This is a genomic window from Streptomyces sp. NBC_00876 (genome assembly GCF_045207435.1).
Lineage (GTDB): Bacteria > Actinomycetota > Actinomycetes > Streptomycetales > Streptomycetaceae > Streptomyces.
The window spans coordinates 7853128-7879951 of sequence record NZ_CP108800.1 but is presented as its reverse complement, the minus strand read 5'-3'; the positions used below and the strand labels follow the sequence as shown (position 1 = coordinate 7879951).

Genomic DNA, 26824 nt, shown 5'->3' with positions numbered 1-26824 from the left:
GGTCCGCGTCCAGGCACCTGTCCCGCTGCCTTCCGCCCACGGGTTGGACACACGGACGGCAAAACCCCATGTCCGGGACGTACGCTTCGCCATGTCCAGGAACGTCCTGGACACCACGCCGGATACGCGGGACGCACACGACAGTCGGGACAAGGGCGGTGGAGGAGATCCGGGCAGCACAACAGGGCTGCGGCGAGGAGGACTTCACGACGCGGATCAGGGCTCTGGGCGCGTTCCACGCGGAGCATCTGGCGGACGTCGCCCCCTATCGCCTCCTCGCGCGGCAGGCCAAGGTCTCGCCGACCACGGTGAGCGACTGGCTGCGCGGGGAGCGATTCCCCCAGGACGTCGCCAAGCTCAAGGTCGTCGTACGGGCCCTGCGGACCATCGCGCTCCCGCTCGGGATCCTCGACGACGACGCGGCCGCACGCCTCCTCGACGAGGAGGGGTGGGCGCGAGTCCATCGTGCGGAGGCCGGCCGCAGGGCCGATGCCGTCGGCCACGCGGTCCTGCGCGCCCAGGCCAGAGCCGCCCTCTCCCGCGGTGCCACCGCCGACCCCGCTGCCCCGGCCACCGGCCTGCTCCCCGTGCACGCGGTGCGGGACGCCGCGCCCGCGGCCCGGCTCCCGCAGTCGCCACCCCTCCCCCGCTCGCGCCCCGTCGAGGCCTGGAACCCGCGGCACCTCGGCGTCAAGCCCGCCATCGAGGTCCCCGGCGCCCCGGGCGACCTGCCCCTCTACATCCCGCGCGACCACGACCGCGCGCTGCGCCGCACGCTGCGGGGAATGAAGGCGGCGGGCGGCATGCTCCTACTCGTCGGGGAGCCGTCCGCCGGAAAGAGCCGCTCGGCCCACGAAGCCGTACGCGACGAGCTCTCCGACTGGTGGCTGCTGCGCCCGCAGGACGTGGCCGAACTCCAGGAACTGGCACGGGTGACCAGTACGGCGCCCCTGCCCACCGCGCCCGGTCTGATCCTCTGGCTCGACGACCTCGACCGTTTCCTCTGCGCGCACCCCGCCCTGACCGCCCCCACCCTGGTACAGCTCCTCGACCCCCGTACCCCCACGATCGTCGTCGGGGCCCTGTGGCCCGACCAGTACGACCGCCACAGCGATCCGGGCGGAGCCGACTCCGAACACGACACCCGATCCGCCGCGCCCGCGGCGCGCGACATCCTCGCCCTCGCGGTCACCGTTGACGTCGCCGCGGAGTTCAGCAACAGCGAACGCGAACGGTCCCAGGAGATCGCCGACAAGGACCCGCGGATCGCCGCCGCGATGCAGGTCGCGGACTTCGGCGTCGTGCAGACCCTCGCGGGCGCCCCCATTCTGGAACGGCGCTGGCGCCACGGCAACGCATACGGCCGCGCCCTGATCACCGCCTCCGTCGACGCCCGCCGGCTCGGTGCCCCGGAGCTCATCACCCCCGCCTTCTTGCGTGCCGCTGCCCCCGGATACCTCGACTCGGCCTCCTGGGCACGTGCCACCGGCACCTGGTGGGACAGCGGCCTGCGGTACGCCACGGCACCCGTTGACGGCGCAACGGCAGCCCTCTCGCCCCGGGCCGGCAGCGAACCCGGCAGCGTCGTCGGCTACACCCTCGCCGACCACCTGCTCCATGTCGGTACCCGCAGGCGGGACTTCGAGGCCGTGCCGGACAGCGCCTGGCGCGCACTCCTGGCCACATCCGACAGCCATGACCTGGTACGCATCGGCTGGAGCGCACAATGGCGTCTGCTGTACGAACTCGCCGACAGCTTCTACGCCGCCGCCGGAGCCGAAGGAGTCCTGCACCGGGCGCGGTTGCTGCGGACCCGTGGCCGCACGGCCGAGTACCTCGCGGCGCTGGAGTCGCTGGCCGCCGAGGGGAACCCGGAGGCGGTCAGCCAGCTCATCACGCACGTCCAGCGGGACCTGGTGCAGGATGACCACGAGACACAGATCGCACTGCTGTCGCCGTACGCCGACGCCCACGAACAGGCCGCCGACGCCCTCGCGGACGCGTTGGCATCCGCCGGGCGCCACGACGAGGCGATCGCCGTTTGGACGCGCCTAGCGACGGGCGGCGACGGGGAGGCCGCGCGGAACGCCGCCGAGGCGCTGCTGACGGCCGGCCGGCGGGACGAGGCACTCGCCCTACTGCGGGAGGGCGCCGGCCGGGACTCCGGCGTACGGGACAATCTCGTCGCCCTGCTCCTCGACGACGGCACGGCGAACAGCGCCGCCGAGGCCGAACGCGTGCTGCGGGCCTGGTCGGCCGAGAACCCCGACGACTTCACCTGCGAGCAACTACGCGTGGACCTGCTCGTCGCGGCGAGCCGCCTCGACGAACTGGAGGACATGGCGGTCGACGGCTCGGAGGCCGCCAGGCGCTTCCTGACCAGCCACTGGCGGGAACACGCCGCCGAGAACCCGGGGATTGTCGCCCACGCGTCGGCCGTCTGCGCGGCCTGGAAGCCCTCGCCGTACGGACCGTGGGCCGAGATGCACCTGTACGAGGAACTGGGCATGGTGGAGGCGGCGCTTGACGTCGCGCTCGCTTTCGAGCGTGACCACGGCCACAACGACGACCTCGACACCGTCGTTGCGTCGATGCTCGTGGACGCCGGCCGGTGGGACGAGCTGACCGCCCGCGCGGAAACGGGGAACTGGCGTGCCCAGGATCGGGTGGCGCTCACCCTCGCCGAGCAGGGACGGATCGCCGAGATCGAGGAGCGCGCGGCCCTCGGTGATCTGCCTGCCCGCTCGTACCTGTCCGATCACCTGGAGCAGAGCGGCCGCGTGGACGAGGCCATCGCCCTCTGGCGCCACGCCATGGCCGCGGGCGAGGACGACGGCAGGAGGCGGCTGGTCAGCCTGCTCGAACGACATGGCAGGGACGTGGAGTTGCTGGCGCTGCTCCGCGAGGAGACCAGGCCCCTGGGCAAGTACGACGCCCGGCGGCTCGCCGATCTGCTGGGCAAGGCCGGCCGTCTCGCCGAACTGGCGGACCGAGCGGCGGCGGGTGACTACTACGCGGACGCGGAAGTGGTCAACCATCTCGCGGAAAGCGGCCACGTCGATGAGTTGTGCCGCCGCGCCGTCGCGGGCAGCGGCAGCGCCACGCGCGCCCTGCTGTACCTGGCCGACCAGGAACCGGAGGCCGCGCCGGGACTGCGCGGCCTCATGGAGTACGGCCTGCGGCTCGACGGCACGGTGGCCGCTCCGGGTGAGCCGGGCCAGGACGGTGTCCTGTGCGGGTTCGGCTCGCCGGCCTGAGCATGGGGCGGGGTACGCGGAGTGGGGACGCCGGTCCAGCAGGAGACCTTCTCCTGAGGCACTCTCAGTCGCCTCCAGACCTCCCCCGCCCACAGTGCGACGCAGGCATGGTCGAGTACGCCTCGAAAGCCAAGAACCCGTAAGAACCCGCAGCTCAGCGCACGCGCCCCCTGGGCTTCAAGGGCACCGGGGGCAATGCTGGGGCAGGGATCGGTGCACCGTCATAGCCACGTACAGTGCCGAACCGGCCACCGTTCATCCAGTCCTCCCGCGCCTGAGTGATCTCGTCCTGGTTCCTGGCCACGAAGTTCCACCACATGACGATCTCCTCCTCGAAGGGTTCACCACCCAGAAGCATCAGACCCGCGTCGGACTCCGCACGCAGAGGGAGTTCGGCGCGGCCGCAGCCGAGGTAGAGCATCGAGCCGGCCTCGACGGGGACGCCGTCGACCTCCGCCGCGCCGGACATCGACAGCACGGCGTACTCGAAGTCGGGGTCCAGCGGGAGCCGCGCCTCGGCGCCCCGGCTCAGGGCGAGGTCGGCACCGACGATCGGGGTGTAGGCGGTGCCGGGCGAGGTGGCTCCGTCCAGTTCGCCGAGGATCACCGTGGCCGTGAGGCCGGGGGCGGTGACGGTCGGCAGGTCGGTGTGGTGCTGGAAGTGCGGTTCGACATCGCGGTGGGCACCGGGGAGCGCGACCCAGAGCTGGGCGCCGTGCAGCAGCGCGGCATGCGGCTTGGGGCTCTCCTCGGAGTGGCTGATCGCGCGGCCCGAGGTCATCAGCCCGAGTTCGCGCGGGCGCACCGTCTGAAGGCTGCCGAGGCTGTCGCGGTGCAGGACCTCCCCCTCGTGCAGCCAGCTGACCGTCTGCAGGCCCATGTGGGGGTGGGGTGGCACCTGCATCCCGGGTTCGTCGGCGATGTCGTCGGGGCCGTAATGGTCGACGAAGGCCCAGGCCCCGACCATGCGACGGCCCAGGTTGGGCAGCAGTCTGCGGACCTCGGTGGACTCGCCGAGCCGGACCCGGCGCGGGGTGAGGAGTTCACGTACCGGTTCGGCGACGACGAAGCCCCGCCCTCCGCAGACGGAGGGCACAGCCTGGCGATCGAGATTGCTCATGGCGCTCAACCTATTCCTGTGCGAGTCCGGGCGTGCGGCACCCACGCCGAATATTTAGTGGAATGTTAAACTACCTCTGGGTGTTGTGGCCCTTGGACGCGCACGGGACCGGCCCGGCGGGCACCCTCGACCGAGGAGGTCACATGAGCGACACGTACTACGAGTTCGGTACCGCCGCAGAGCGCTGGGAGCGCGCTCAGTTCTTCTTCGAGTCGAAGGAGTACACGACCGCGGCCCGGATTCTGGGCGGGCTCGTCGAGGAGGTCCCGGAGCAGGTCGCACCGCGGCTGCTGCTCGCCCGGGCCTACTACCACTCGGCGCGGCTCGGCCGGGCCGAGGCGGAACTGCGGGCGGTACTGGAGCGCGACCCCGTGGAGCACTATGCGCGGCTGATGCTCGGCCGCACGCTGGAGCGGCAGGGCCGTCGGGCCGAGGCGGGCACGCAGCTGCGGATGGCGGCCGCGCTGTCCGGCGACTTCGGCCCCGGCAGCGGTGTCCGGGCCGCCGTCCCCGGTGGCAGCGCGTAACCAACGGCCCGGTGGCGGCGCGCAGCCGGCAGCCCCGTGGGGGCGTGCAGGCAACAGCCCCGTGGCGGCGTGCAGCCGGCCTCTCCGACGGGCCGCACCCGGATATCCGGGTGCGGTCCGTCGGCGCCCCGTGATACTCCACTCGACCATGAATGCACTTCGAACCACCCGTCTGCTCCTGCGCCCGATGGGCGTCGCCGACGCCGAGCAGATCATCGCGGGCGCGCCCGCGAACGGGGCGTCCTGGGCTCCCGGGTACCCCTCCCCCGGTGACCGGGCGGCGGCCACCCGATTCCTCGGGGCCTGCGCGGACATCGGAGACCCGAGCCCGTTCGGTTCGTACGAGATAGCGCGCCGCGAAGACGGGCTGGTCATAGGCGGGATGGGTTTCCACGGGGCGCCCGACGCGCAGGGGCACGTCACGATCGGCTACGGGCTCGCGCCTTCGGCCCGCGGCATGGGGTACGCGTCCGAGGCACTTCGCGCGCTGCTCCACTTCGCCCGGGACCGCGGCGTCGTCTGCGTGCACGGGGACACGGACCTCGACAACATCGCCTCTCAACGTGTGATGACCGCAGCCGGCATGCACCTCGTCGACGAGGACGCGCAGCTGAAGCACTACCGGATCGACTGGGACGGCTCCACCGGGCAGCAGTGACCGGAGACGGTACGCGGCAGAGCCCGCCGGGGGCCTCCCGGCGGGCTCTGCCGTTGCGCACTCGCCCGGCGCGGCGCCACGTGACCGCGCCGCACCATACGCACCTGTCCGCGCCGCGATTCCGCACCGGCCGGTGCGGAATCGGCCGGCCGGTGGGGCGGGGGTCAGCCCACGGCGGTGGCGGCCCGCTTCACCTCTCCGTTCCCGGCGGTGACCGCGGCGGGCCTCGGCACCAGCAGTCGTTCGGTGAGATAGCCGAAGAGCAGACCGAAGGTGGTCCAGAGCGTTACCTGGACCGCGAGCGTGGCCAGCCGGAACTGCCACAGCAGGGTGGCCGGGAAGTCCTTTCCGACCTCGTTGAACGACGGCAGGAACGCATAGGAGAGGCCGATCAGCAGCACATAGCCTGCCGCCGCGGCGATCGTCGCGTTCCAGTGGCCGAGGCGAGGGGCCAGCCGCTTGCCGAGGATGACGGCGGCCACGGCCAGCAGCACGCTCAGGGCCACCATCAGGAAGAACAGCGCGGTGCGTTGGCCGATCGTGTCGGGGTTGCCGACAGCCGGCGGATTGGCCGGGTACTTCAGGAACGGCACGATGTACACGGCCAGCAGGGCCGCCCCCGAGATCAGCGCAGCCGTGGCCCGCGGGCCGAACCGGCCCATCCGGCCGAGGGCGTAGCAGAAGACGAGTGCGGCGATGCCGCCGATGGCCACGCCGAAGACGAGCACACCGGTGGCCAGGCCGGCCGTGGACTGCATGGTACGGCTGACGAGTTCCTCGCCGCCGCCGTGGTCGTGGCTGTGCGCCTCTTCGAGGGCGATGGCCGCGTCCACCCGGGACTCACCGAGGAAATAGGCGACGAGCAGCGCGAGCGCACCCGCGACGAGGCCGGCCAGCATGCCGCGGACCAGCAGGGCTCTGACAGATATGGAGTTCATGAGGGATTCCCCTGGATCAGCCGGATGGATCAGTGGCAGGGGAAACCGAGCAGGTGGCGCCCGTCGTGGACCCACTCGTGCACGCCTTCGCCGGAGATGAGCGCGGTGGCGCCCTGCTCGGCGCCGACGAAGTAGAGCAGGATCAGCATGACGATGCCGAAGAGGACCGCCCAAGGGGCAATGGCCTTCAGCGAGATGGGGGTGATGGCGGGTGCGCCGGTGGCGGGGGCAGCAGTCTGTGCCATGGCAGAACCTCCTGTGGGAACACGCGTCCCGATCGTGGTGCCTGAGACGAAGGTGCTGGGTCTGACTTCCCGCACAGGTACGGGTTCACAGTGGCGCGACCGTGCCGGATTCTCACCGGACTTCCGTCACACCCTCGTCATGTCGTCGCGACCATACCGCCTGGACGCGGACGCCGCCATGGTGCCGCCGAGGGGGCCGCGGGCCCCGGATGCCATGGTGTGCTTGGCCAAGTGGCCACAGTTCAGGGAGTTGAGAGCGGTCTTGACGGTACGGGTGATGTTGATCTCACCGGCGATGAACGCCGCGTTGCGCGAGGCCCGGTTCGCGGGTGATGCCCCGCTCGACGAGTCCGGGCTCCGGCAGGCCCGGGCCGCGGCGGAGGCGGTACCTGACGCGGACCTGATTCTGCACGGGCCCTCCGGACGCTGCGCCCTGACGGCCGACGCACTGGGGCTCCGGTCGACTGCCGACAACGCCCTCGGTGACTGGGAGTTGGGCCGGTGGACCGGCGCACGGCTGGAGGAGGTGGCTGCGCGCGAGCCGGACGAGGTGGCTGCGTGGCTGGCCGATCCGTCAGCCACGCCGCACGGCGGAGAATCGCTGCTTGACCTGTGTGCCCGAGCGGGCACCTGGCTCGACTCGCTGCACGACAGTGACGCGGGGCGGGTACTGGCGGTGGTCGAGCCTGCCGTGGTGCGGGCCGCGCTCGTTCAGGCGCTGGCCCTGCCGCCGCAGGCATTCTGGCGTCTCGATGTGGCCCCGCTGACCCTGACGGAGTTCAGTGGCAGGTCGGGGCGGTGGAACCTGCGCTGCGGCCGGCCGCTCACGGCGGAAGCGGCCGCCTGAGCCGCGGACGGAGCGGGGGAGAAGCCGGAGAAGCCCCGGTGCGCGTCGGGCTCCTCGTCGAGGTGGGGACTGGATCCTGCTCGTACCGCCTTTGCGGACCGAGCAGCTGCCGGTCGCAGGTGATTTCCCCGGCATCGTCAGGCGGGGTGGTGAGGGCAACCGGGTAGGTTCCGGCCATGGTTGATGACTGGCGGACGGACCGGATCGGTAGTGCCCTGCGAGGCGAGAACCCCGCAGTCCTGCGGCGCTTGAACGCGGGGTTCGCGGCTATCGGCGATGTGCAGTTCCTCCCGGGCTACTCAGTGCTCCTGGTGGACGATCCCGAGGTGGAAAGACTGTCGGACCTGCCCGTGGAAAAGCGGCTGGCCTTCCTGTCCGACATGGATCAACTCGGAGAAGCAGTCGAGCGAGCGTCCCGTCGCATGGATGCGGCCTTCCGGCGGGTCAATCTGGAGATCCTGGGCAATACCGACGGGTTCCTGCATGCGCACGTATGGCCCCGGTTCGACTGGGAGCCGGCCGACTTGGTGCGAAGGCCGGTATGGCTCTATCCCCACGACAGGTGGACCGACCAGCGGTACTCACTCGGTCCGCAGCACGACTCGCTGCGCGAGGCGATCGGGGAAGAGCTGGACCGGAATGCAATTCCGGTCACAGCACCGGCGGCGGTGCCTAACCCCGGTACGTCTCCAGCAGCCGGAGCCAGATCTCGCTGATCGTCGGGTAGGCCGGGACCGCGTGCCAGAGCCGGTCGAGGGGTACCTCGCCCGCGACCGCGACGGTCGCCGAGTGCAGCAGTTCACCGATCCCGGGGCCCACGAAGGTGACACCCAGCAGGATCTCCCGGTCGAGGTCGACGACCATGCGGGCCCGGCCCCGGTAGCCGTCCGCGTACAGGCCGGCACCCGCCACTGCCCCGAGGTCGTGGTCGACGGCCCGGACCCGGTGGCCGGCCCGTTCCGCCTCGGCGAGGGTGAGGCCTACCGAGGCTGCCTCCGGGTCCGTGAAGACGACCTGGGGGACGGCCGCATGATCGGCAGTCGCTGCGTAGGGGCCCCAGCGGTCGTCCTCCCGGAGCGGTACACCCTGGGCGCGGGCGGCGATCGCGGCCCCGGAGATGCGGGCCTGGTACTTGCCCTGGTGGGTCAGGAGCGCGCGGTGGTTCACGTCGCCGACGGCGTAGAGCCATGTCGTGCCCTCGACCCGGCAGCTGTCGTCGACGGTGAGCCAGGAGCCCGGCTTCAGGCCGACCGTCTCCAGGCCCAGGTCGTCGGTGCGCGGGGCACGGCCGGTGGCGAAGAGGACCTCGTCCGCCTCGACGCGTTCGCCGTTGTCGAGCTCCACGGTGACCGGTCCGTCCGGGTCGCCGCGCCGTACCGAGGTGACCGAGACGCCGGTACGGATATCGGCTCCCGCCTCGGTCAGCGCCTCGGCGACCAGCTCACCGGCGAACGGCTCCATCCGGGGCAGCAGTCCCTTGCCGCGGACCAGCATGGTGATCTCGGCGCCCAGGCCGCCCCACACCGTGGCCATCTCGACGCCGACCACTCCCCCGCCGACGACGGCGAGGCGCCCGGGGACCTCCTTGGCGCTGGTCGCCTCCCGGCTGGTCCAGGGGCGGGCGCCGTCGATACCCGGCAGACCGGGGACCACGGCCCGGCTTCCCGTGCACACGGCGACGGCGTGCCGGGCGGTGAGCCGGTGCTCCGTGCCGTCGGGCGCCGTGACGGCGACCGCTTTCGTGCCGGTCAGCCGGCCGTGGCCGCGGTAGATGTCCGCGCCGATGCCCTCCAGCCAGGCGACCTGTCCGTCGTCCTTCCAGTGGGAGGCGTACGCGTCGCGGTGGGCGAGGACGGCTGCGGTGTCCAGCGGCCCCTGGACGGCTCCGGCGAGGCCCGGGACACGTCGGGCGTCGGCGCGGGCCACGACCGGGCGCAGCAGGGCCTTGCTGGGCATGCACGCCCAGTACGAGCACTCTCCGCCGATGAGCTCCGACTCCACGATCGCGGTGCTCAGCCCGGCGGCCCGGGCGCGGTCCGCCACGTTCTCACCGACGGGACCCGCCCCGATGACCACGACGTCGTACACGACAGGCTCCACAACATGTGTCATGGGCTCCATCTTGACCGGGGGTGTGGGCGGGGGCCACATGGGCAGGCGGAATAGCGCAAGGCCAGGCACCGTTGTCCCGGACACGTCCGAACGGGCACAGGAAGAGGTAGCAGAGCATGAGCACCGTAGAGCTCACCAAGGAAAACTTCGATCAGGTCGTCAGTGAGAACGAGTTCGTCCTGATCGACTTCTGGGCTTCCTGGTGTGGCCCGTGCCGGCAGTTCGCGCCGGTCTACGAATCGGCGTCCGAGCGTCACGCGGACCTGGTCTTCGCCAAGGTCGACACGGAGGCGCAGCAGGAGCTGGCGGCGGCGTTCGAGATCCGGTCGATCCCGACGCTGATGATCGTCCGGGACAACGTGGCGGTCTTCTCCCAGCCCGGCGCGCTTCCGGAGGCGGCGCTGGAGGACGTCATCGGCCAGGCCAGGAAGCTGGACATGGACGAGGTCCGCAAGTCCGTCGAGGACCAGCAGAAGGATCAGAAGTAGGCGACGCTTGCAGCACGACGGCCGGGCCCGGCCGGTGATGGCCGGGCCCCGGCCGGTTCGTGCGATGGCGGCAGCCGTCCGGGGAGTGGTGACGCGGCGTCCTCAGCCGTTCGCGTTCGGCTCCGGGTCTGTCTCCGTGCCGGATTCCGCGTTGCCGGTATCCGCGCCGGGTACCGCGTTGCTGGTCCCCGCGTCCGACTCCGCGTTCGTCTCCGCGCCTGATTCCGCGTCTGTTTCCGAGATCCGGACCGAGAGCCCGTAGTCGAGTTCCGAGCCGTCGATCAGCAGCGCCTCGACGGTGTGTGTCGCGGGGTCGATGTCGGCCACCATCCCCTCACCGGAGTACCGGGGGTAGCCCGTCTCGCCCATCTCCCCGGTCGCGGCCACGACCGCCGAACGGATGGCGTTGCCGTGGACCCGGGCGGCCGGTGAGGCCCCCGTACGGGGGACGTCGGCGGACGCCTCCTGAGCAGCGGACACCTCAGGAGCGGAGTCCGTGTTCCCGGAGCCGTTCTCGTTCGCGCCCTCGTCCCCGGAGTCCTCGCTCTCGGTGCCCTCGTCTTCGGCGCTCTCGGTGCCTTTGTCTTCGGCGGCCTTGCCCTCTTCGCCCCTGTGGTCGGTGAATGCGGGGACCAGCAGGATCTCGTACCTCTGCGGATGACTCATGGTCATGACGCTAGGCAAGGGGTGTCCGCCGCGCATGTTGCCGCGCTGACGCGCGGGCTCAGCTGGACTCCCGGTGGACGGCCCGGGCTCTCAGCAGGTCGTGCCGCTCGGGTTCCGTCCTGGGGCGGCGCACCAGTCGGTCCACGAGATCGGCCAGCGGCTGGACCGTCGCCAGCTCCATCCGGACGCTGCTGAGCCGTGGGCGCAGCAGCCGGCCGAGCATGGAGTCGTCCGCGCCCACCACGGCGGCCTGGGCGGGTACCTCGATGCCCGCGTCCTGCAGTGCCCGCATCACGAGCATCGCGTAGCTGTCGTCGTGGGCGAAGACGGCGTCCAGGGCGAGCGAGCGCCACCGGGCGGCGAGCGCGGCGGCCGATTCCTCGTCGTAGCTCAGTGGCAGCGCCTCGATCCGGGCGCCGCCGGCCGTGGCGGCCTGCCGGGCACCGGCGAGCCTCGGGGCGGCGAACAGGGCCGGGCCGGGTTCCTCGGGCATCACGACGCCGATGCGGCGCCGGCCGCGCTCCAGCAGATGGCGGACGGCGCAGGCGCCGACCTCCCGCTGGTCCATGATCAGCGCGTGGGCCCCCGGCACCGGATGCGGTCCGAGGGTGATCACCGCCTTGGCGCCGGAGCGCCGGAGCACCGCTATGCCCTGAGGGGCGAGGGGAACGGAACCCGGCACGATGACGGCGACGGGCCGGAGCTCGGCCCAGGCACGGGCGGCGTCATCGGCGTCGAGTCCGAGGGAGCCGTACTGGACGACTGTGTAGTCCAGGCGCCGCAGCCCCGTCTCCAGCTCCCGCAGGAATCGGAGGTGCAGGGGGCCGGCCGGGAAGTTTCCGGTGGGCAGCAGCACCATGCGGGAGTGTCCTGCTCGCAGGCTCCGGGCCGCCGCGTGGGGTACGTAACCGAGTTCGGCCGCCGCCTCCCGCACCCGGCGCCGGGTCGGATCGCTGATCCGTACATCCGCGTTGTTGTTGAGTACGTAGGACACGGTGGCCCTGGACACCCCGGCGAGTCGCGCCACGTCGGCGCTGGTCGGGACGGGGCCTTCGACGGACTGCTCGGGTAACTGACTCATGGCGTCGGGCAGTCTTCCAGACCTGTGCGGCGTGGGTACGCTCCGGGGCATGGATGACGGTGCGATGGTGGGGTTGATCGGCCGGGTGACCGGAACGGTGGGCCCGGGCCTGGTCGGCGAGGTGATCGTCCGGATCCGTGGCGGGGCCGAGCACTTCCTCGCCTATCCGGCGTCGGCCCGGGAGCGCATCGAGCCCGGAACGGTGGTCACAGTGATCGAGTATCTGCCACCGCGGACGGTGTATGTGGCCCCGGCGTACGGAAGTTGAGGTTCCCGCACGGCGCCCGCGCTGGGCCCGCGCGCCCCTGGGGTCAAGAATGCGGCAAGGTTTCGCACACGTCTTCTCCACCGCCTCCGCCAGGAGAAGACTCCCCCCGATCAGCGGCGCCGGCGGGGCGCTGCGACAAGGGGGCGCATGCCGATGGTCATCGGCGTCACGGCGGGTCTCGCACTCGCCGCAATCATCGTGTTGATCGGAATCTTCAAGCTCATGTGGCGGGTGGCCGAGCCCAATGAGGCTCTGGTCATCTCGGGCTCCAAGCACCGGACCGAGGGTCTCGGGCAGGGGATGGGTTTCCGTATCGTCACCGGGCACGGAACGCTCGTCATGCCCGGTGTGCAGGCGGTGCGGAAGATGTCGCTGGATCTCAACGAGACCGAGCTTTCGGTCGATTGCGTCACTCATCAGGGGATTCCCCTGAGGGTGAGGGGCGTTGTCATCTTCAAGGTGGGGGACGACTTCGTCTCCATCGCCAATGCCGCACGCCGGTTCCTGGACCAGCAGAAGATGATGTCGGAGCGGGTGCACAACGTGTTCGCCGGTCATCTCCGTTCGATCGTGGGCGGGTTGACGGTCGAGGACATGATCAGGGACCGGGAGAAGCTCACCGGCCAGACGCGCGCCGCCTGCGGCACCGAGATGGAGAAGCTCGGCCTGATCGTCGACTCGTTGCAGATCCACGAGATCGAGGACCCGACCGGCTACATCAAGAATCTCGCCATGCCGCACGCGGCCGCCGTACAGCGCGATGCCCGTATCGCGCAGGCCGAGGCCAACCGGCGGGCCACCGAGGCGGAACAGCAGGCCGCGGCCCGGATGTCGGAGGCGACGCGGGACAGCGAGATCCTGCAGGCCGGGTACCAGGCCGAGCGGGACAAGGCGGCTGCCAGCTCGCGTCAGGCCGGTCCGCTGGCCGACGCGGCGGCCCGGCAGGAGGTCGTGGTCCAGGAGACCCGGGTCGCCGAGCTGGAGGCGCAGCGGCGCGAGCAGCAGCTCCAGGTGGACGTCCGCAAGCCGGCGGACGCGCAGGCATACGAGAAGCGCACGCTCGCCGAGGGTGAGCGCGATGCCCGGATCTCGGCCGCCGAGGCGAAGGCCAAGGAGACCGAACTCGCCGCGATCGCGGAAGCCAACCGGGTCAAGACGGCGGCGCTCGCGGAGGCGCAGGCCACCGAGGCGCGCGGCGCCGCGGCCGCGAAGGCGACCCGGGCGACCGGCGAGGCGGAGGCCGCGGCGGCGCAGGCGAAGGGGCTGGCGCTGGCGGAGTCCACCCGGGCCAAGGGTCTGGCCGAGGCCGAGGCGATCAAGGCCAGGGCGGCCGCGCTGGCGGAGAATCAGGAAGCGGTCGTCGCCCAGCAGCTGGCCGAGAAGTGGCCGGAGATCGTCGAGGCGGGTGCGGGGGCGTTCAGCAGTGTGGACCACATGGTGCTGCTGAACGGGGCCGATGGCATGTCGGAGATGTTCGCGAAGGCTCTGACGATGGGGGGCACCGGGCTGGGCCTGGCCCGCCAGCTCCTGACCACGATGAGCCGGGACGAGCCGCAGGAGGCCGCACCGCGGGTCAACGGCAAGGTACCCGCCGCACCCGAGCCGCCCCGCTCGACGCGGATCACGGTGACGGACGGTCAGGAGGACAGCCGCTCCTGACCGGTGGGGCGGGAACCGTCGTGGTGGCCGGTGCATGCCCCTGACCGGGGTGCGCACCGGCCGCTGTCACGGTTACCGCGCCGGCGGGCGGCCGTGCTCGTTCGCACACATCGCCCGCTGACGCGGAGGCTCCCGCCCCGGCAGGCGCGGCCGGTTCGGGAGACCCGCTCCACGCGGGAGGCCGCGGAGGTCCTACGGTGTTGCGATGACCATCCAGCACCGCACCGACAGCAAGGACGGCTCGGCCGACTTCCCCGGCCGCACCGGTCCCACCGCCACCTCCCAGGCCGACCCGCACGATGTGGGCCCGGTTCGCACCTCGTACGCCCCCGACCGGGACGGCGACCCCGATCCGGGCGAGATCGTCTGGACCTGGGTGCCGTTCGAGGAGAACGACGGGCGTGGCAAGGACCGTCCCGTGCTGGTGGTGGCGCGCGAGGCGGCCGGCACGCTCCTCGCCGTGCAGCTCTCCAGCAAGCAGCACGACCAGGACCGGGAGTGGGTGGCTCTGGGGGCGGGTCCCTGGGACAGTTCCGGCCGCCCGTCCTGGGTCGACCTGGACCGGGTGCTGCGGGTGCACGAGGACGGGATGCGGCGTGAGGCGTGCGCGCTGGACCCGGAGAGGTTCGCCCTGGTCGTGGTGCGGCTGCGGGAACGCTACGGCTGGAAGTGAACGGCCGCGCCGGCCCGTCACGGCCGCACGGGTGTTCCCGTGCCGCCGTGGCGGGCCGGCGACCCGAACGGCGCAGACCGGCCACCGCGTACGACGTCGAAGCCTATGGCTCAACGTCAGGGTGAGAGTTGACCCCGGCGAGCGAACGCCTGATCGAATGCGGCCCTGGTGGGCGAATCGTCATCGCGGCTGAGAATGCCGAAGACGATCTGCTCGAAGTGGCCCGCGAAGCGGCCGTCACCGGTGAGCAGCGCGCGGAACACGCCCGCCACCTCGCCGGGGTCGTTGCGGAACACCCCGCACCCCCAGGCGCCCAGCACCAGCCGTCGGTATCCGCGCACCGCCGCGACCTCCAGCACCCGTTCGGCGCGGGCGGCGAGCGCGGGACGGATACGGTGCGCCGACTCCGGGGTCCGGTCACGGATCACCCCGGCGTTGGGGGCCGGCGATGTGAGGAATCCCGCCGTGTACGGGGTGTCGAGCAGCCGGCCCCGGTCGTCGCGGAAGACCGGGACGCCCGGTGAGTGGATGACCCGGTCGGTGTAGAAGGCGCTGCGTTCCGCCCGGTGGTGGGCGTAGTACTCGGGGGCCCGCAGCAGGGTGGCGTACAGCGCGGAGCCCCGGCACAGGGCCTCCTCCTGCGCCTGTGCCCCGTTGAGGTAGCCGCCGCCGGGATTGCGCGCGGAGGCGTAGCTCAGGACGGCGACCTTGCCCGTCCCCTCCCCGGTCAGCCGGGCGGCCGCCCGCAGGCTGCTCTCGCCGGTGACCTCGATCCGCGGCGTACGGTCGCGGTCCAGCGCCGCGACGGGCACCGGCCCGGGGCCGTACAGCCTGGTGCCCGAGAGGGCGGCGGTCAGCGCACGTTCGATGCTGACCTCGCGCCCCTGCACGGTGCGGTAGCCGCCCGCCTCGACGATGGATTCGGTCTCTCGCGCGATTCCGCGCAGCCGGGCGCTCACCCGGCCTCCCCCTTATGGTGCATACGGGGCATGGTCAACGCTCCCGCGGCAAACACGCAACCGAGTTTCCGCCGCACAGGGGCACCCTTGTGCGATCCCCCGACAGCGGTTTGGCTAGGACGGACGCACCGGAATAAGGAGGCCCGGCATGTCACCCGACACACCTGGCGACCATGGTCCGCCCACGCTTGTCCCGCCCCTCGGCGAGGGCGAGGCGGAGGATCTACTGCGAGGCATCTGCTTCAAGACAGGACCGCCCGGCGTCGTGGGGGTCGAGCTCGAGTGGCTCCTTCACGATCGCGACCGACCCCGCCTTCCTGTTTCGCACCACCGTCTCGAAGCGGCCGCTGCGGCCGTCCGGGCGCTGCCCCTGAGTGCGGCGCTCACCTTCGAACCCGGCGGCCAGCTGGAACTCAGCTCGCGCCCCGCCGATTCCCTCATGGCGTGCATCAACGACACCGCCGCCGATCTCCTGGCCGTACGTGACGCACTCGGCCGGCTGGACCTCGCTCCGGCCGGGCTCGGTGTCGATCCCTGGAATCCGCCGCGCCGGCTCCTGCACGAGCCCCGCTACGACGCCATGGAGATCGCGCTCGACCGGTCCGGACCCGCCGGCCGCGCCATGATGTGCACGACCGCGTCCGTCCAGGTCTGTCTGGACGCCGGAGAGGAGGAGCCGGGGCCGCTGGGTTACGGACGGCGCTGGCAGCTGGCCCATCTGCTCGGGGCGGTCCTGGTGGCGGTGTTCGCCAACTCGCCGTTCCGGCTGGGCCGGCCGACGCCGTGGCGGTCGACGCGGCAGTCCCTGTGGGCGGACCTCGATCCCCTGCGCACGCTGGCCCCCGCCGGTCAGCTGCCGCCCCGCGAGGCCTGGGCCTCGCACGTCCTGGACACGCCCGTGCTGTGCATCCGGGGCGACGAGGGGCCGTGGGCCGTACCGGAGGGGCTCACCTTCCGTGAGTGGATCCGCTCCGGGATACCGCGACGGCCCGGCCGGGACGATCTCGAGTACCACATCACGACGCTCTTCCCGCCGGTGCGGCCGCGCGGGCATCTGGAGCTGCGCATGATCGACGCGCAGTCCGGCGACGACGGCTGGCTCGTGCCGCTCGCCGTCACCACCGCGCTGTTCGACGACCCGGAGGCCGCCGAGACCGTGTACCGCACCGTCAAACCGCTGGCCGAGACCGCGGGCGCGCTGGCCGCTCCGCGCAATCCGCTCTGGGTCGGGGCAGCCCGCGACGGCCTGACCGATCCGGAACTGCGGGCGGTGGCGGCCGCCTGCTTCGTACTCGCGCTGGAGGCACTGCCCCGGATGGGTGCGACGCGGGCCGTGCAGGACAAGGTGGCGGACTTCCACGACCGCTATGTCGCCCGGGGCCGGTGCCCGGCCGACGATCTGCGCGCACTGTTCACGACGGATCGGGCGCACGGTCCGCACCACCCGAAGGGGACCCTCTCATGACCGACTCCCCCGCTCCTTCGCCGTTCGGAACACAGAGTCCGGACGGCCGGGACGACGAGGCGACCCGGGAGCGCGCGCTCGCCGCACTGCTGACCGCCCGCGAGCGCACCACGCTCCTCACCGACAGTGTGGACGACCACGAACTCACCGCTCAGCACTCGCCGTTGATGTCGCCCCTGGTGTGGGACCTCGCCCACATCGGCAACCAGGAGGAACTCTGGCTGCTGCGCGGGGTCGCCGGACGGGCGGCGATGCGCCCCGAGATCGACGGCCTGTACGACGCCTTCGAGCACCCCCGCGCCACCCGCCCGTCCCTGCCGCTGCTGGCGCCGGCCGAGGCCCGGTCGTACGCGTCGGAGGTGCGCGGCAGGGCCCTGGACGTGCTGGATTCCACCACGCTCGGCGACCGTCCGCTGGTCCGGTCCGGCTTCGCCTTCGGAATGATCGCCCAGCACGAACAGCAGCATGACGAAACCATGCTGATCACCCATCAGCTCCGGTCGGGCCCAGCGGCCCTGACGGCGCCGCAACCGCCGCGGCCCACCGACGCGGCCGCCCTGCCGGCCGAGGTCCTGGTGCCCGGCGGCCCGTTCACCATGGGCACCTCCACCGAGCCGTGGGCCCTCGACAACGAACGTCCCGCGCACCGCCGTGAGGTGCCCGGATTCCACATCGACACCGCCCCGGTCACCTGTGGCGCCTACCGGGCGTTCATCGAGGACGGCGGATACGGCGAGCAGCGCTGGTGGGCGCCCCAGGGATGGGCGATGGTCCGTGAGCACGAGCTGACGGCGCCCCTGTTCTGGCACCGCGACGCCGGACAGTGGCTGCGCCGCCGCTTCGGCGTGACCGAGCCGGTGCCGGCCGACGAGCCGGTGCTGCACGTGAGCTGGTACGAGGCGGACGCGTACGCCCGCTGGGCCGGCCGCAGGCTGCCCACCGAGGCGGAGTGGGAGAAGGCGGCCCGCCACGATCCCGGGTCCGGGCGCTCCCGCCGCTATCCGTGGGGCGACGAGGATCCGACACCGGAGCGGGCCAATCTGGGACAGCGCCATCTGCGGCCCGCGCCCGCGGGGGCGTACGCCGCAGGGCGGTCGCCGTCCGGCGCCGGCCAGCTGATCGGCGATGTGTGGGAGTGGACGTCGAGCGATTTCCTGCCCTATCCGGGCTTCGCTCCGTTCCCGTACCGCGAGTACTCGCAGGTGTTCTTCGGGCCGGACCACAAGGTGCTGCGCGGCGGTTCCTTCGCGGTGGACGCGGTGGCCTGCCGGGGCACGTTCCGCAACTGGGACCTCCCGGTCCGGCGGCAGATCTTCTCGGGATTCCGCACCGCGAGGGATCTCTGATGTGCCGTCATATCGCCTACCTGGGGCCACCGGTGGCCCTGGGCGAGGTGCTGACGCAGCCGGTGCACTCGCTCGTCCGGCAGTCCTGGGAGCCGCGCAGGCAGCGGTTCGGGACCGTCAACGCGGACGGTTTCGGGGTCGGCTGGTACGCGGACGGGGACCCGGTGCCGGGCCGGTACCGCCGCCAGGGCCCCGTCTGGGGCGACCAGACCTTCGCCGATCTGGCCAGGGTGGTACGCAGCCGCGCCCTGCTCGCCGCGGTCCGGGACGCCACCGAGGCGGACCCGGACGGCGAGGCCGCGGCCGCGCCCTTCAGCGGGGGCGGCGTACTGTTCAGCCACAACGGCGCGGTGAAGGGCTGGCCCGGATCGGCGGCGCCGCTGGCGGCCACCCTGCCCCCGGCCAATCTGCTGAGGCTCACGGCCCGCTGCGACTCCGCCCTGGTCTGGGCCCTCGTGCAGCACCGGCTGACCGCGGGCGACGCACTCCCGCAGGCGGTCGCGGACACCGTGCGGGAGGTCGCCGAGGCGGCACCCGGATCCCGGCTCAATCTGCTGCTCACCGACGGCGACACGATCGTGGCGACGGCCTGGGGCGACACCCTGTGGCACCTGACCGAGCCCGGCCGCCACACGGTCGTCGCCTCGGAGCCGTACGACGACGATCCGCGCTGGCGCGAGGTCCCCGACCGCACCCTGCTCACCGCGAGCCGCGCCGATGTCCTGCTGACCCCGCTCAAGGAGCCCACCCCGTGAGTCCCTTTCTGCTGACCCGCACCCTGCCGGTGGACGCGACGGACGCGGCGCTGCGCGCCGATGTGCTGCACGGTCTGACCCGGCACCCCAAGACGCTGCCGCCCAAGTGGTTCTACGACGCCCGCGGCAGTGAACTGTTCGAGGAGATCACCCGCCTGCCCGAGTACTACCCGACGCGCGCCGAGCGGGAGATCCTGATCGGCCGGGCCGCCGAGATCGCCGCCGCGTCCGGTGCCAGGACCCTGATCGAGCTGGGCTCGGGCTCCTCGGAGAAGACCCGGCACCTGCTGGACGCGCTGCCGGAGCTGCACAGCTACGTACCCGTCGATGTCAGCGAGAGCGCGCTGCGCGGCGCGGCCGGGGCGCTGCTGGAGGAGCGGCCCGACCTGTCCGTGCACGCCCTGATCGCCGACTTCACCGCCGGGCTCTCGCTGCCCGGCACTCCGGGTCCGCGACTGGTCGCGTTCCTGGGCGGCACCATCGGCAATCTGCTGCCGCAGGAGCGGGCCGTGTTCCTGAAGTCGGTGCGCTCCCTCCTGATGCCCGGTGACGCGCTGCTGCTCGGGACGGACCTCGTCAAGGACCAGGACGTACTGGTCGCGGCGTACGACGACGCGGCCGGGGTGACCGCGGCGTTCAACCGGAACGTGCTGTCGGTCGTCGACCGGGAGCTGGGTGCGGACTTCGCGCCGGACGACTTCGAGCACGTGGCCCGGTGGAATCCGCACCAGGAGTGGATCGAGATGCGGCTGCGGGCCCGCCGGGCGCTGACGGTGAAGATTCCGGAACTGGACCTGGTCGTGCCGTTCGAGGCCGGTGAGGAACTGCGGACGGAGGTGTCCGCGAAGTTCCGCAAGGCCGGTGTGGAGCGCGAACTCGCCGATGCGGGCTTGCGGCTGACTCAGTGGTGGACCGATTCCGCGGACCGGTTCGCGCTTTCGCTCGCCACAGTGGACTGAGCCAGCCGGGCCAGCGCGCGGCGGCCCGCGAGGCTGCCTGCCGGGATCGGCGCCAGGATGTGGATCTCGGCGGTCAGCCCGGCCGCCCGCACCACCCGCCACAGCGAGGCGGCCAGTGGGTCGTCGCCGACGAACGCGGCGGCGCCTGCCGGGGCTCGGCGCTCCGCCGTTGCGCCGAGGTAGCGGATGCGGACCGGCTGGACGCCGGCGCCGGCGTCGATCGCCGCCTGGAAGGCCGCGGGCCGGAACCGCCCGCCGGGCCCGCGGCCGCACCACGTACTGCCCTCCGGGAAGACCACGACGCGCGACCCGCCCCGCAGCGCCGAGGCCACCGCGCGCACGGTCGCCGGCAGCGCGCGCAGCCGGTCGCGCTCGACGAAGAGGGTGCCGCCGAGCGCGGCCAGCGGGCCCAGCAGCGGCCAGTGCCTGATGTCGCTCTTGGCCAGCATCCGGCCCGGGCACACGGCCGCCACCAGGGGGATGTCGAGCCACGAGACATGGTTCGCGACGACGAGCGACCCGGGCCCGCCGCAGGACGCGGCCGGCCGGCCGACGACCCGTACGCGTACGCCGAACGCCCGCACCACCCCGTACGCCCAGCGGCGGGTCAGCCGCTCCCGGGCCTCCCTGCCGAGGAGCAGCACGAGGGGTGCGCCCAGCGCGCCGGTGAGGGTGAGGGCGCAGCCGGCGAGCAGCAGGGCCGCTGCCCGCAGCGGGTGGCGGGCCGGGCCGTCGTGTGCGGCGCAGGCGCGTGGGGTGCAGGGCGAGGCGGGCAGCCAGGTGCTCATTGCTGGGGGGCCAGCGAGAGGAAGTGGCGCAGGTAGCGCGGGTCGGTGTCGCGCAGCGACAGAAGGACGTACAGGTCGGCGACGTTGAAGTCGGGGTCGTGGGCGGGCGCCCCGCAGACCTGGGCGCCGAGCCGCAGATAGCCCCGCAGCAGGGGCGGGAGCGCGGTGTGGACTGCCGGGCCGCCGGGCAGGGGGGCGCTGGGCTGCCAGAGGCGGTGCGGGGTGACCCAGCGGTCATCGGGCGCCAGGTGCTTCGTCCGTACGGTCTCCCAGGCCCGGGCGGCTGTCGTGCCGCCGTCGGAGAGGGGTATCGAGCAGCAGCCCGCCAGCCAGTTGTGCCCGCTGCGCTGCATGTAGCGGGCGAGGCCGGCCCAGATCAGCGCGATGACGGCGCCGTCGCGGTGTGCCGGGTGGACGCAGGAGCGGCCGACCTCGACCAGGTCGTCGCGGATGGGAGCGAGGCGGGTGAGGTCGAACTCGCTCTCGGCGTAGAGACGTCCGGCGATCCGGGCCCGCTCGGGCGGAAGGAGCCGGTAGGTGGCGACGACCTCGCCGGTGGCCGTCTCCCGGACCAGGAGGTGGTCGCAGTACGCGTCGAAGGCATCGCTGTCCAGACCCGGTTCGGGACCGTCGAGCCGGACTCCGAACTCGGCGGCGAAGACCTGGTGGCGCAGGCGCTGGGCGGCGCGTATTCCGTCCTGGTCGACCGCGAGCGACACGCGGTAGCGCGGCGGGCCGGCGGGCGCGGACCGGGCCGTCTGTGGCACCGGCACGGATGTCGGGGCGGCGAGGTGCGCGGTGGGGGAAGCGGTGAGGGGAGCGGTGGGCAGCGCAGACATGGCGGACTCCGGGGACGGGTCGGCAAGGGCGGCTGCCGGGCCACCGCGGTGATGCGGCGGCCCGGCCCCTTACTTCTTCCGTCACCGGCTGGATTCGACGTGACCGCCATGGAGAGCCGGGATGTGCGACGGCTGAATCCCGAGGTGCGCAGGTGTTCCGGCGCACCTCACCCGGCCGGCCGCAGGTGCGCGGGGGCCTGCTCCCGCCTCACCGGGCCGGCCGGAGCTGCCCACGTGTTCCGGCGTACCTCGGTCTCACCTGGCCGGCCGGGGCCGCGCAGTTGATCCGGCCCATCTCACCGGGCCTGCCGTGCGGCTCAGCTGCCGGCGAGCGCGTCGGTGATCTTCGCCGAGGCCGCCTTGGCCTCCTCTGCGGGGTCGCCGCCCTGAAGGACCGCCGTCATGTACGGCTTGATCGGGTTGTCCGCCTCGACCGCCGCCCACTGCGGGGAGTTGGGGGTCGCGTGGCCGCGCGTGGCGCCTTCCGCCATCGCGGCGGTGCTCTCCTCCCCTTCGATGACATGGGCCAGGGAAGGCTTGTTGGGCACGTAGCTCATGGTCGTGGCCAGCTCCTCCTGCCACTTCGCACCGGCCAGCGCCTTGATCACCTCGTAGCCCGCGCTGCGCTGGTCCGCCTTGGCCGGGACGATCAGGTCGGAGCCGCCGGTGAATACGGAGCCGGGCGCCTTCGCGGTCTTTCCCGGAATCGGGAAGTAGCCCAGCTTCCCCTTGAGTTCGGGATTCTTCTTCAGGATCAGCGTCGAGGTGCTCGGCGTGGAAATGATCTGCGCGACATCGCCCTCGGCGAACACATCGCTCTGCGGGGGCTTTTCCTCGTCGGCATCCTTGGGTCCGTCACCCAGGGCCTGGAGTTGCTGATAGAACTCCATCCCCTTGAGCGCGGCCGGGGTGTTGAGGGAACCCTGCCACTCGCCGCCCCTGCCGTCCGCGAGTTCACCGCCCTCGTCCCAGATGAACCCGGCGAGTACATACCAGTTCTGCCCCGGCAGATACATTCCCTGGTTTCCGTCGCGGTTCAGCTGCTCGCTGTCCGCGATCCACTGTGCGCGCGTCTTCGGCGGATTCTTGATGCCCGCGTCCTTGAAGAGGTCCTTGTTGTAGATCACCACGCGGTTGGCGGCGTACCACGGGATTCCGTACTGGACGCCGCCTATGCTGCCCGGCTCGGCGAGACCGGGCAGCCAGTCCTCACTGCCCAGGTCACGCATGGACTCCAGGGTGAGGTCGCGCAGATTGCCGCTCTCCGCGTACTGGGCGACCTGGGTGTTTCCGACCTCGATGACATCCGGCGTGTCCTTGCCGCCGAGCGCGTCGATCACCTTCGGGCCGATGCCGCTCCAGCTCTGGATCTTGAATTCCAGTTCGACCGCCGGGTGAGATTCTTCGTACGACTTCTTGAAACGGTCCAGGAAGTCAGCGGTAACGCTGTCCTTCATCAGCCAGACCGTGACCTTCGTGCTGCCCGAATCGCCCGAACCGGGGATCACGCCGCACCCACCCAGTGCGACGGTGGAGATCAGGGCAACGGCTCCAATGAGCATGCGGTTCTTCACGGGGTCACCTTCTGCGAAACGGCAGGACAAATTGCGGACCCGGTGTGGGGGACTGCGGGCTGCGCTCGCACGGGCGTGGCTGGATTTTGGTATGGACCAATAGTTTGGTCAAGGGCGGTTCCGGACACACTCTCGCACGGCGACCTCTCGCGAACCTGGCCTAGGTGGGGCACCTTGGTAAGGGCGAGAGGAGATAAACCATGTCAAATCACACGTATCGCGTCACCGAAATCGTAGGAACCTCCCATGAGGGCATCGACGCCGCCATCCGCAACGGCGTCGCAAGGGCTTCGGAAACGTTGCACAATCTCGACTGGTTCGAGATCACCCAGGTACGCGGCCAGATCAAGGATGGCCGAATCGAGCACTTCCAGGTCGGTCTGAAGGTCGGCTTCCGGCTCGACGAGAACGGGTGACGCGACGCGCGCCCGGCTCAGGTCCGTCCTTCCCGCTCCTGTGCGTCCTTCAGGGCGGGCGAGGCCTGCGTCCAGCGGGCGCGCACCACGGCGAATCCGGCCTGTTCGGCCGCGTCGCAGACCAGTTCGTCGTCGTCCACCAGCATCCGCACCGTGTTGCCGCGGCCCAGCCTCTCCAGCACCTCCAGCTTGCTCCGGCGGGCCGGCCGGCGGTCGTCGTTGCGCCGCATGTGGAGGCGCCCCTCGGGCAGCCCCTGCCTGGCCAGCCACGCCTCGGTGTCCTTGCGGCACCGCTCCGGCCGGCCGGTGAGGTAGACGACCTCGCACTCCTCGGCGGCGCTCAGCGCCAGTTTCACGCCTTCGGCCAACGGCGGGTCGGCGGGCGCCGCGGAGAAGAAGCCGGCCCAGTCGCGCCGGGGTCCCTCCAGGAAGTGCTGACGGTGGGCGGTGTCCGCGAGCGTGCCGTCCAGATCGAATACGGCCAGCGGCCGGGCGTCGTCTCTCATGGGCCCAGCAAACCAAGGCGCGGCGGTGACCGGCCACCCGGCGCGGCGCCGACTGCCGCCCGGCCCTCCCCGGACACACGCGTACGCCTGGAATCATGCTGTTCGTCCCGCTCAGCCGCCCCGAACCGTATGGAGCCCCCGCCCCCATGACCACCCCTCACGATCCGTACGTCAGGGTCCGAGGTGCCCGCGAGCACAATCTGCAGGACGTCGGGGTCGACATCCCGCGCGACACCCTCACCGTCTTCACCGGAGTCTCCGGCTCCGGGAAGTCCTCGCTGGCCTTCGGCACGATCTACGCGGAGGCGCAGCGCCGCTACTTCGAATCGGTCGCTCCGTACGCCCGGCGCCTCATCCATCAGGTCGGTGCGCCGGCGGTCGGCGACATCACGGGCCTGCCGCCCGCCGTCTCACTGGAACAGCGCAGGTCCGCGCCGGGCGCCCGGTCCTCGGTCGGCACGGTGACCACGCTCTCCAACTCCCTGCGGATGCTGTTCTCCCGGGCCGGGGAGTACCCGGAGGGGGCCGAGCGGCTGGACTCGGACGCGTTCTCGCCCAACACCGCCGCCGGGGCCTGCCCCCGCTGCCACGGGCTCGGGCGAATCCACCGCACCACCGAGGAGTTGCTGGTCCCCGACCCCGGGCTGTCGATCAGGGCGGGTGCGATCGCCGCCTGGCCGGGGGCATGGCAGGGCAAGAACCTGCGCGATGTGCTGGACGCCCTCGGCCACGACGTGGACCGGCCGTGGCGCGAGCTCGGCGCGGCCGAACGGGAGTGGATCCTGTTCACCGACGAGCAGCCGGTGGTGACCGTCCATCCGGTGCGTGACGCGGACCGGATCCAACGCCCCTACCAGGGCACGTACATGAGCGCACGGCGCTATGTGATGCACACCTTCGCCGAGTCCAGGAGCCACACCCTGCGGGCGAAGGCCGAACGGTTCCTGACCAGCGCGCCCTGCCCCGTCTGCGGCGGCAGCCGGCTTCGGCCGGAGGCCATGGCGGTCACCTTCGCCGGCCGTACGATCGCGGAGCTTGCGGGGCTCCCGCTCACCCGGCTGGCGGGTGTGCTGTCGGCGGCGGGCGGCGATGAGACCGCCCGGGTGCTGACGGCCGACCTGCTGGCCCGGATCGAGACGGTCACCGAGCTGGGGCTCGGCTATCTCAGCCTGGACCGCACGGCTCCCACGCTCTCCTCCGGCGAACTGCAGCGCCTTCGGCTGGCCACCCAGCTGCGCTCGGGGCTCTTCGGTGTCGTCTACGTCCTGGACGAGCCGTCCGCCGGTCTGCACCCGGCGGACACGGAGTCACTGCTCGCGGTGCTCGGCCGGCTCAAGGAGGCCGGGAACACGGTCTTCGTCGTGGAACACCAGATGGACGTCGTGCGGCAGGCCGACTGGCTGGTCGATGTGGGGCCGCTCGCCGGTGAGCACGGCGGCCGGGTGCTGCACAGCGGGCCGCCGGCCGGGCTCGCCGGCGTCGAGGAGTCGGCGACGCGCCGCTTCCTCTTCCCCGAGGGCCCCCCTCCGGTACGTGAGGTACGCGCGCCCTCCGGGTGGCTGCGGCTGCACGGCGTGGACCGGCACAATGTGCGCGGTGTGGACGCGGCCTTCCCGCTGGGGGTGTTCACGGCCGTCACCGGCGTTTCGGGCTCGGGCAAGTCGACGCTGGTGGGACAGGTACTGGCGGGCGTGCTGGCCGACCGGCAGGGCCCGGACGCCCGGGAGCCGCAGGTGGAGCGGCCCGGGTCCGGCTGCGCTTCGGCCGAGGGGCTGGCGGCGATCGACCGCCTGGTCCAGGTCGACCAGAGGCCCATCGGCCGTACGCCCCGTTCCAATCTGGCCACGTACACCGGGCTCTTCGACGTCGTGCGCAAGCTCTTCGCCGGGACCGGTACGGCACGCGAACGGGGGTACCGGGCCGGCCGGTTCTCCTTCAATGTGACGGGCGGGCGGTGCGAGACCTGTCAGGGCGAGGGCTTCGTCTCGGTGGAACTGCTCTTCCTGCCCAGCACGTACGCCCCCTGCCCTGACTGCCACGGCGCGCGGTACAACCCGGAGACCCTCCAGGTCACCCTGCGGGGTCTGAACATCGCCCAGGTGCTCGATCTGACGGTGGAGTCGGCGGCCGCCTTCTTCGCGGACACGCCCGCCGCGGCACGCAGCCTGGGGACGCTGCTCGATGTGGGGCTCGGCTATCTGCGGCTCGGACAGCCGGCGACGGAGCTGTCCGGCGGCGAGGCACAGCGGATCAAGCTGGCCTCGGAGCTGCAGCGCACCCGCCGGGGCCACACCCTGTACCTGCTCGACGAGCCGACGACGGGGCTGCATCCGGCCGATGTCGAGGTGCTGATGCGGCAGTTGCAGGGGCTGGTCGACGCGGGCAGCACCGTGGTGGTCGTGGAGCACGACATGGCCGTGGTCGCGGGCGCCGACTGGGTGATCGACCTCGGCCCGGGCGGCGGGGACCGGGGCGGGCGGATCGTGGCCGCGGGACCGCCCGCGGATGTGGCACGGGCTCAGGTCAGCCGGACGGCGGCGTACCTCCGCGCCTCACTGCCGAGCGACTGACGGCCCAACCGTAACCAACTCCCCCATTTCACGCGCGAGTTGCCGGTTCGGGCAAGTAAAGGTGAATGAAACAGTAAAGAAACTTGACGGTTAGCTGGTCCAGACCAA

26 protein-coding genes and 1 riboswitch are annotated in these 26824 nt (G+C 71.9%); of the genes, 15 read left to right on the top strand and 11 right to left on the bottom strand.

Features of this window, described 5'->3' with window-relative positions:
* Nucleotides 1–158: 158 nt before the first annotated feature.
* The gene (locus tag OG782_RS34445; protein ID WP_406457840.1) at nucleotides 159–3257 is read left to right on the top strand and encodes a hypothetical protein; all 3099 of its coding nucleotides are present in this window, start codon (nucleotides 159–161) and stop codon (nucleotides 3255–3257) included.
* Between the two features lie 154 nt (nucleotides 3258–3411).
* On the opposite strand, the gene OG782_RS34440 is transcribed toward OG782_RS34445, so the two are convergent.
* Entirely contained in the window at nucleotides 3412–4377 is a 966-nt protein-coding gene (locus OG782_RS34440) for a pirin family protein (protein WP_406457838.1), read from the bottom strand.
* A gap of 143 nt (nucleotides 4378–4520) precedes the next feature.
* On the opposite strand from OG782_RS34440, the gene OG782_RS34435 reads away from it, so the two are divergent.
* Nucleotides 4521–4904 carry a tetratricopeptide repeat protein gene (locus OG782_RS34435; protein ID WP_406457836.1) on the top strand — a complete coding sequence of 128 codons (384 nt, stop codon included), beginning with the start codon at nucleotides 4521–4523 and terminating at the stop codon, nucleotides 4902–4904.
* 148 nt (nucleotides 4905–5052) lie between these two features.
* Entirely contained in the window at nucleotides 5053–5562 is a 510-nt protein-coding gene (locus tag OG782_RS34430; protein WP_406457834.1) for a GNAT family N-acetyltransferase, read from the top strand.
* A gap of 164 nt (nucleotides 5563–5726) precedes the next feature.
* Here the strand turns inward: OG782_RS34430 and OG782_RS34425 are convergent, their stop codons facing one another.
* Together OG782_RS34425 and OG782_RS34420 are read right to left on the bottom strand one after the other, a co-directional pair.
* Complete coding sequence (locus OG782_RS34425) at nucleotides 5727–6500, bottom strand: CbtA family protein (RefSeq protein WP_406457832.1); 774 nt, start codon at nucleotides 6498–6500, stop codon at nucleotides 5727–5729.
* Nucleotides 6501–6529: 29 nt separating this feature from the next.
* Nucleotides 6530–6745: a CbtB-domain containing protein gene (locus tag OG782_RS34420; protein ID WP_406457830.1), complete on the bottom strand. Its 216-nt coding sequence runs from the start codon at nucleotides 6743–6745 to the stop codon at nucleotides 6530–6532.
* Between the two features lie 45 nt (nucleotides 6746–6790).
* Nucleotides 6791–6884, bottom strand: a riboswitch (adenosylcobalamin (AdoCbl) riboswitch).
* Nucleotides 6885–7022: 138 nt separating this feature from the next.
* On the opposite strand from OG782_RS34420, the gene OG782_RS34415 reads away from it, so the two are divergent.
* Nucleotides 7023–7592, top strand: coding sequence for a histidine phosphatase family protein (locus OG782_RS34415; RefSeq protein WP_406457828.1), 570 nt, complete (start codon nucleotides 7023–7025; stop codon nucleotides 7590–7592).
* Between the two features lie 176 nt (nucleotides 7593–7768).
* Nucleotides 7769–8308 carry a diadenosine tetraphosphate hydrolase gene (locus tag OG782_RS34410; protein WP_406457826.1) on the top strand — a complete coding sequence of 180 codons (540 nt, stop codon included), beginning with the start codon at nucleotides 7769–7771 and terminating at the stop codon, nucleotides 8306–8308.
* Here the strand turns inward: OG782_RS34410 and OG782_RS34405 are convergent.
* The gene (locus tag OG782_RS34405; protein WP_406457824.1) at nucleotides 8265–9704 is read right to left on the bottom strand and encodes a dihydrolipoyl dehydrogenase family protein; all 1440 of its coding nucleotides are present in this window, start codon (nucleotides 9702–9704) and stop codon (nucleotides 8265–8267) included. The two genes, OG782_RS34410 and OG782_RS34405, sit on opposite strands and share 44 nt — an antisense overlap.
* A 116-nt stretch (nucleotides 9705–9820) precedes the next feature.
* Here OG782_RS34405 and trxA point away from each other — a divergent pair, with 116 nt between their 5' ends.
* Nucleotides 9821–10192 (top strand): thioredoxin, encoded by a 372-nt coding sequence (gene trxA / locus OG782_RS34400; protein WP_406457822.1) that lies wholly within the window; start codon nucleotides 9821–9823, stop codon nucleotides 10190–10192.
* Nucleotides 10193–10294: 102 nt separating this feature from the next.
* Here trxA and OG782_RS34395 read toward each other — a convergent pair whose 3' ends face one another.
* Complete coding sequence (locus tag OG782_RS34395) at nucleotides 10295–10858, bottom strand: hypothetical protein (protein WP_406457820.1); 564 nt, start codon at nucleotides 10856–10858, stop codon at nucleotides 10295–10297.
* Nucleotides 10859–10916: 58 nt separating this feature from the next.
* Nucleotides 10917–11939: a LacI family DNA-binding transcriptional regulator gene (locus OG782_RS34390; protein WP_406457818.1), complete on the bottom strand. Its 1023-nt coding sequence runs from the start codon at nucleotides 11937–11939 to the stop codon at nucleotides 10917–10919.
* 49 nt (nucleotides 11940–11988) lie between these two features.
* On the opposite strand from OG782_RS34390, the gene OG782_RS34385 reads away from it, so the two are divergent.
* The 3 genes from OG782_RS34385 (at nucleotide 11989) to OG782_RS34375 (ending at nucleotide 14539) form a co-directional block, all read left to right on the top strand.
* Nucleotides 11989–12207, top strand: a complete 219-nt coding sequence (locus OG782_RS34385) for a hypothetical protein (RefSeq protein ID WP_406457816.1) — start codon at nucleotides 11989–11991, stop codon at nucleotides 12205–12207.
* A 147-nt stretch (nucleotides 12208–12354) separates the two neighbouring features.
* Nucleotides 12355–13866, top strand: a complete 1512-nt coding sequence (locus tag OG782_RS34380; RefSeq protein ID WP_406457814.1) for a flotillin family protein — start codon at nucleotides 12355–12357, stop codon at nucleotides 13864–13866.
* 205 nt (nucleotides 13867–14071) lie between these two features.
* Nucleotides 14072–14539 (top strand): type II toxin-antitoxin system PemK/MazF family toxin, encoded by a 468-nt coding sequence (locus OG782_RS34375; RefSeq protein ID WP_406457812.1) that lies wholly within the window; start codon nucleotides 14072–14074, stop codon nucleotides 14537–14539.
* 116 nt (nucleotides 14540–14655) lie between these two features.
* Here the strand turns inward: OG782_RS34375 and OG782_RS34370 are convergent, their stop codons facing one another.
* Nucleotides 14656–15498 carry a TIGR02452 family protein gene (locus OG782_RS34370; RefSeq protein WP_406457810.1) on the bottom strand — a complete coding sequence of 281 codons (843 nt, stop codon included), beginning with the start codon at nucleotides 15496–15498 and terminating at the stop codon, nucleotides 14656–14658.
* 148 nt (nucleotides 15499–15646) lie between these two features.
* Here OG782_RS34370 and egtA point away from each other — a divergent pair, with 148 nt between their 5' ends.
* The 4 genes from egtA to egtD are packed head-to-tail and all read left to right on the top strand — an operon-like array spanning nucleotide 15647 to nucleotide 20023.
* Entirely contained in the window at nucleotides 15647–16963 is a 1317-nt protein-coding gene (gene egtA / locus OG782_RS34365; RefSeq protein WP_406457808.1) for an ergothioneine biosynthesis glutamate--cysteine ligase EgtA, read from the top strand.
* Entirely contained in the window at nucleotides 16960–18309 is a 1350-nt protein-coding gene (egtB, locus tag OG782_RS34360) for an ergothioneine biosynthesis protein EgtB (RefSeq protein ID WP_406457806.1), read from the top strand. Before egtA ends, egtB begins: the two co-directional genes overlap by 4 nt.
* Complete coding sequence (gene egtC, locus OG782_RS34355; RefSeq protein WP_406457804.1) at nucleotides 18309–19064, top strand: ergothioneine biosynthesis protein EgtC; 756 nt, start codon at nucleotides 18309–18311, stop codon at nucleotides 19062–19064. The genes egtB and egtC overlap by 1 nt, the downstream gene beginning before the upstream one ends.
* Entirely contained in the window at nucleotides 19061–20023 is a 963-nt protein-coding gene (gene egtD / locus OG782_RS34350) for an L-histidine N(alpha)-methyltransferase (protein ID WP_406457802.1), read from the top strand. Before egtC ends, egtD begins: the two co-directional genes overlap by 4 nt.
* Here egtD and OG782_RS34345 read toward each other — a convergent pair.
* The 3 genes from OG782_RS34345 to OG782_RS34335 all read right to left on the bottom strand — a co-directional run bounded on the left by OG782_RS34345 (nucleotide 19966) and on the right by OG782_RS34335 (nucleotide 23224).
* On the bottom strand, nucleotides 19966–20811 hold the full coding sequence (locus OG782_RS34345) for a lysophospholipid acyltransferase family protein (RefSeq protein ID WP_406457800.1): 846 nt from the start codon (nucleotides 20809–20811) through the stop codon (nucleotides 19966–19968). The genes egtD and OG782_RS34345 overlap by 58 nt on opposite strands.
* Nucleotides 20808–21650, bottom strand: a complete 843-nt coding sequence (locus OG782_RS34340) for a GNAT family N-acetyltransferase (RefSeq protein WP_406457798.1) — start codon at nucleotides 21648–21650, stop codon at nucleotides 20808–20810. Before OG782_RS34340 ends, OG782_RS34345 begins: the two co-directional genes overlap by 4 nt.
* Before the next feature lie 317 nt (nucleotides 21651–21967).
* A complete protein-coding gene (locus OG782_RS34335) occupies nucleotides 21968–23224 on the bottom strand; it encodes an extracellular solute-binding protein (protein WP_406457796.1) in 1257 nt (418 codons plus the stop codon).
* 200 nt (nucleotides 23225–23424) lie between these two features.
* Between OG782_RS34335 and OG782_RS34330 the strand changes: the two genes are divergently transcribed.
* Nucleotides 23425–23640: a dodecin gene (locus OG782_RS34330; RefSeq protein ID WP_406457794.1), complete on the top strand. Its 216-nt coding sequence runs from the start codon at nucleotides 23425–23427 to the stop codon at nucleotides 23638–23640.
* Between the two features lie 17 nt (nucleotides 23641–23657).
* On the opposite strand, the gene OG782_RS34325 is transcribed toward OG782_RS34330, so the two are convergent.
* Nucleotides 23658–24146 carry a hypothetical protein gene (locus OG782_RS34325; RefSeq protein WP_406457792.1) on the bottom strand — a complete coding sequence of 163 codons (489 nt, stop codon included), beginning with the start codon at nucleotides 24144–24146 and terminating at the stop codon, nucleotides 23658–23660.
* A gap of 146 nt (nucleotides 24147–24292) precedes the next feature.
* Between OG782_RS34325 and OG782_RS34320 the strand changes: the two genes are divergently transcribed.
* Nucleotides 24293–26716: an ABC transporter gene (locus tag OG782_RS34320; RefSeq protein ID WP_406457790.1), complete on the top strand. Its 2424-nt coding sequence runs from the start codon at nucleotides 24293–24295 to the stop codon at nucleotides 26714–26716.
* Nucleotides 26717–26824 lie beyond the last annotated feature (108 nt).

Bases quoted from the DNA above. Each gene is read 5' to 3' on its own strand.
- OG782_RS34440 (WP_406457838.1), bottom strand. From the start codon at position 4,377: ATGAGCAATCTCGATCGCCAGGCTGTGCCCTCCGTCTGCGGAGGGCGG.
- OG782_RS34435 (WP_406457836.1), top strand. From the start codon at position 4,521: ATGAGCGACACGTACTACGAGTTCGGTACCGCCGCAGAGCGCTGGGAG.
- OG782_RS34430 (WP_406457834.1), top strand. From the start codon at position 5,053: ATGAATGCACTTCGAACCACCCGTCTGCTCCTGCGCCCGATGGGCGTC.
- OG782_RS34425 (WP_406457832.1), bottom strand. From the start codon at position 6,500: ATGAACTCCATATCTGTCAGAGCCCTGCTGGTCCGCGGCATGCTGGCC.
- OG782_RS34420 (WP_406457830.1), bottom strand. From the start codon at position 6,745: ATGGCACAGACTGCTGCCCCCGCCACCGGCGCACCCGCCATCACCCCC.
- OG782_RS34415 (WP_406457828.1), top strand. From the start codon at position 7,023: ATGTTGATCTCACCGGCGATGAACGCCGCGTTGCGCGAGGCCCGGTTC.
- OG782_RS34410 (WP_406457826.1), top strand. From the start codon at position 7,769: ATGGTTGATGACTGGCGGACGGACCGGATCGGTAGTGCCCTGCGAGGC.
- OG782_RS34405 (WP_406457824.1), bottom strand. From the start codon at position 9,704: ATGACACATGTTGTGGAGCCTGTCGTGTACGACGTCGTGGTCATCGGG.
- trxA (WP_406457822.1), top strand. From the start codon at position 9,821: ATGAGCACCGTAGAGCTCACCAAGGAAAACTTCGATCAGGTCGTCAGT.
- OG782_RS34395 (WP_406457820.1), bottom strand. From the start codon at position 10,858: ATGAGTCATCCGCAGAGGTACGAGATCCTGCTGGTCCCCGCATTCACC.
- OG782_RS34390 (WP_406457818.1), bottom strand. From the start codon at position 11,939: ATGAGTCAGTTACCCGAGCAGTCCGTCGAAGGCCCCGTCCCGACCAGC.
- OG782_RS34385 (WP_406457816.1), top strand. From the start codon at position 11,989: ATGGATGACGGTGCGATGGTGGGGTTGATCGGCCGGGTGACCGGAACG.
- OG782_RS34380 (WP_406457814.1), top strand. From the start codon at position 12,355: ATGCCGATGGTCATCGGCGTCACGGCGGGTCTCGCACTCGCCGCAATC.
- OG782_RS34375 (WP_406457812.1), top strand. From the start codon at position 14,072: ATGACCATCCAGCACCGCACCGACAGCAAGGACGGCTCGGCCGACTTC.
- egtA (WP_406457808.1), top strand. From the start codon at position 15,647: ATGTCACCCGACACACCTGGCGACCATGGTCCGCCCACGCTTGTCCCG.
- egtB (WP_406457806.1), top strand. From the start codon at position 16,960: ATGACCGACTCCCCCGCTCCTTCGCCGTTCGGAACACAGAGTCCGGAC.
- egtC (WP_406457804.1), top strand. From the start codon at position 18,309: ATGTGCCGTCATATCGCCTACCTGGGGCCACCGGTGGCCCTGGGCGAG.
- OG782_RS34345 (WP_406457800.1), bottom strand. From the start codon at position 20,811: ATGAGCACCTGGCTGCCCGCCTCGCCCTGCACCCCACGCGCCTGCGCC.
- OG782_RS34340 (WP_406457798.1), bottom strand. From the start codon at position 21,650: ATGTCTGCGCTGCCCACCGCTCCCCTCACCGCTTCCCCCACCGCGCAC.
- OG782_RS34330 (WP_406457794.1), top strand. From the start codon at position 23,425: ATGTCAAATCACACGTATCGCGTCACCGAAATCGTAGGAACCTCCCAT.
- OG782_RS34325 (WP_406457792.1), bottom strand. From the start codon at position 24,146: ATGAGAGACGACGCCCGGCCGCTGGCCGTATTCGATCTGGACGGCACG.
- OG782_RS34320 (WP_406457790.1), top strand. From the start codon at position 24,293: ATGACCACCCCTCACGATCCGTACGTCAGGGTCCGAGGTGCCCGCGAG.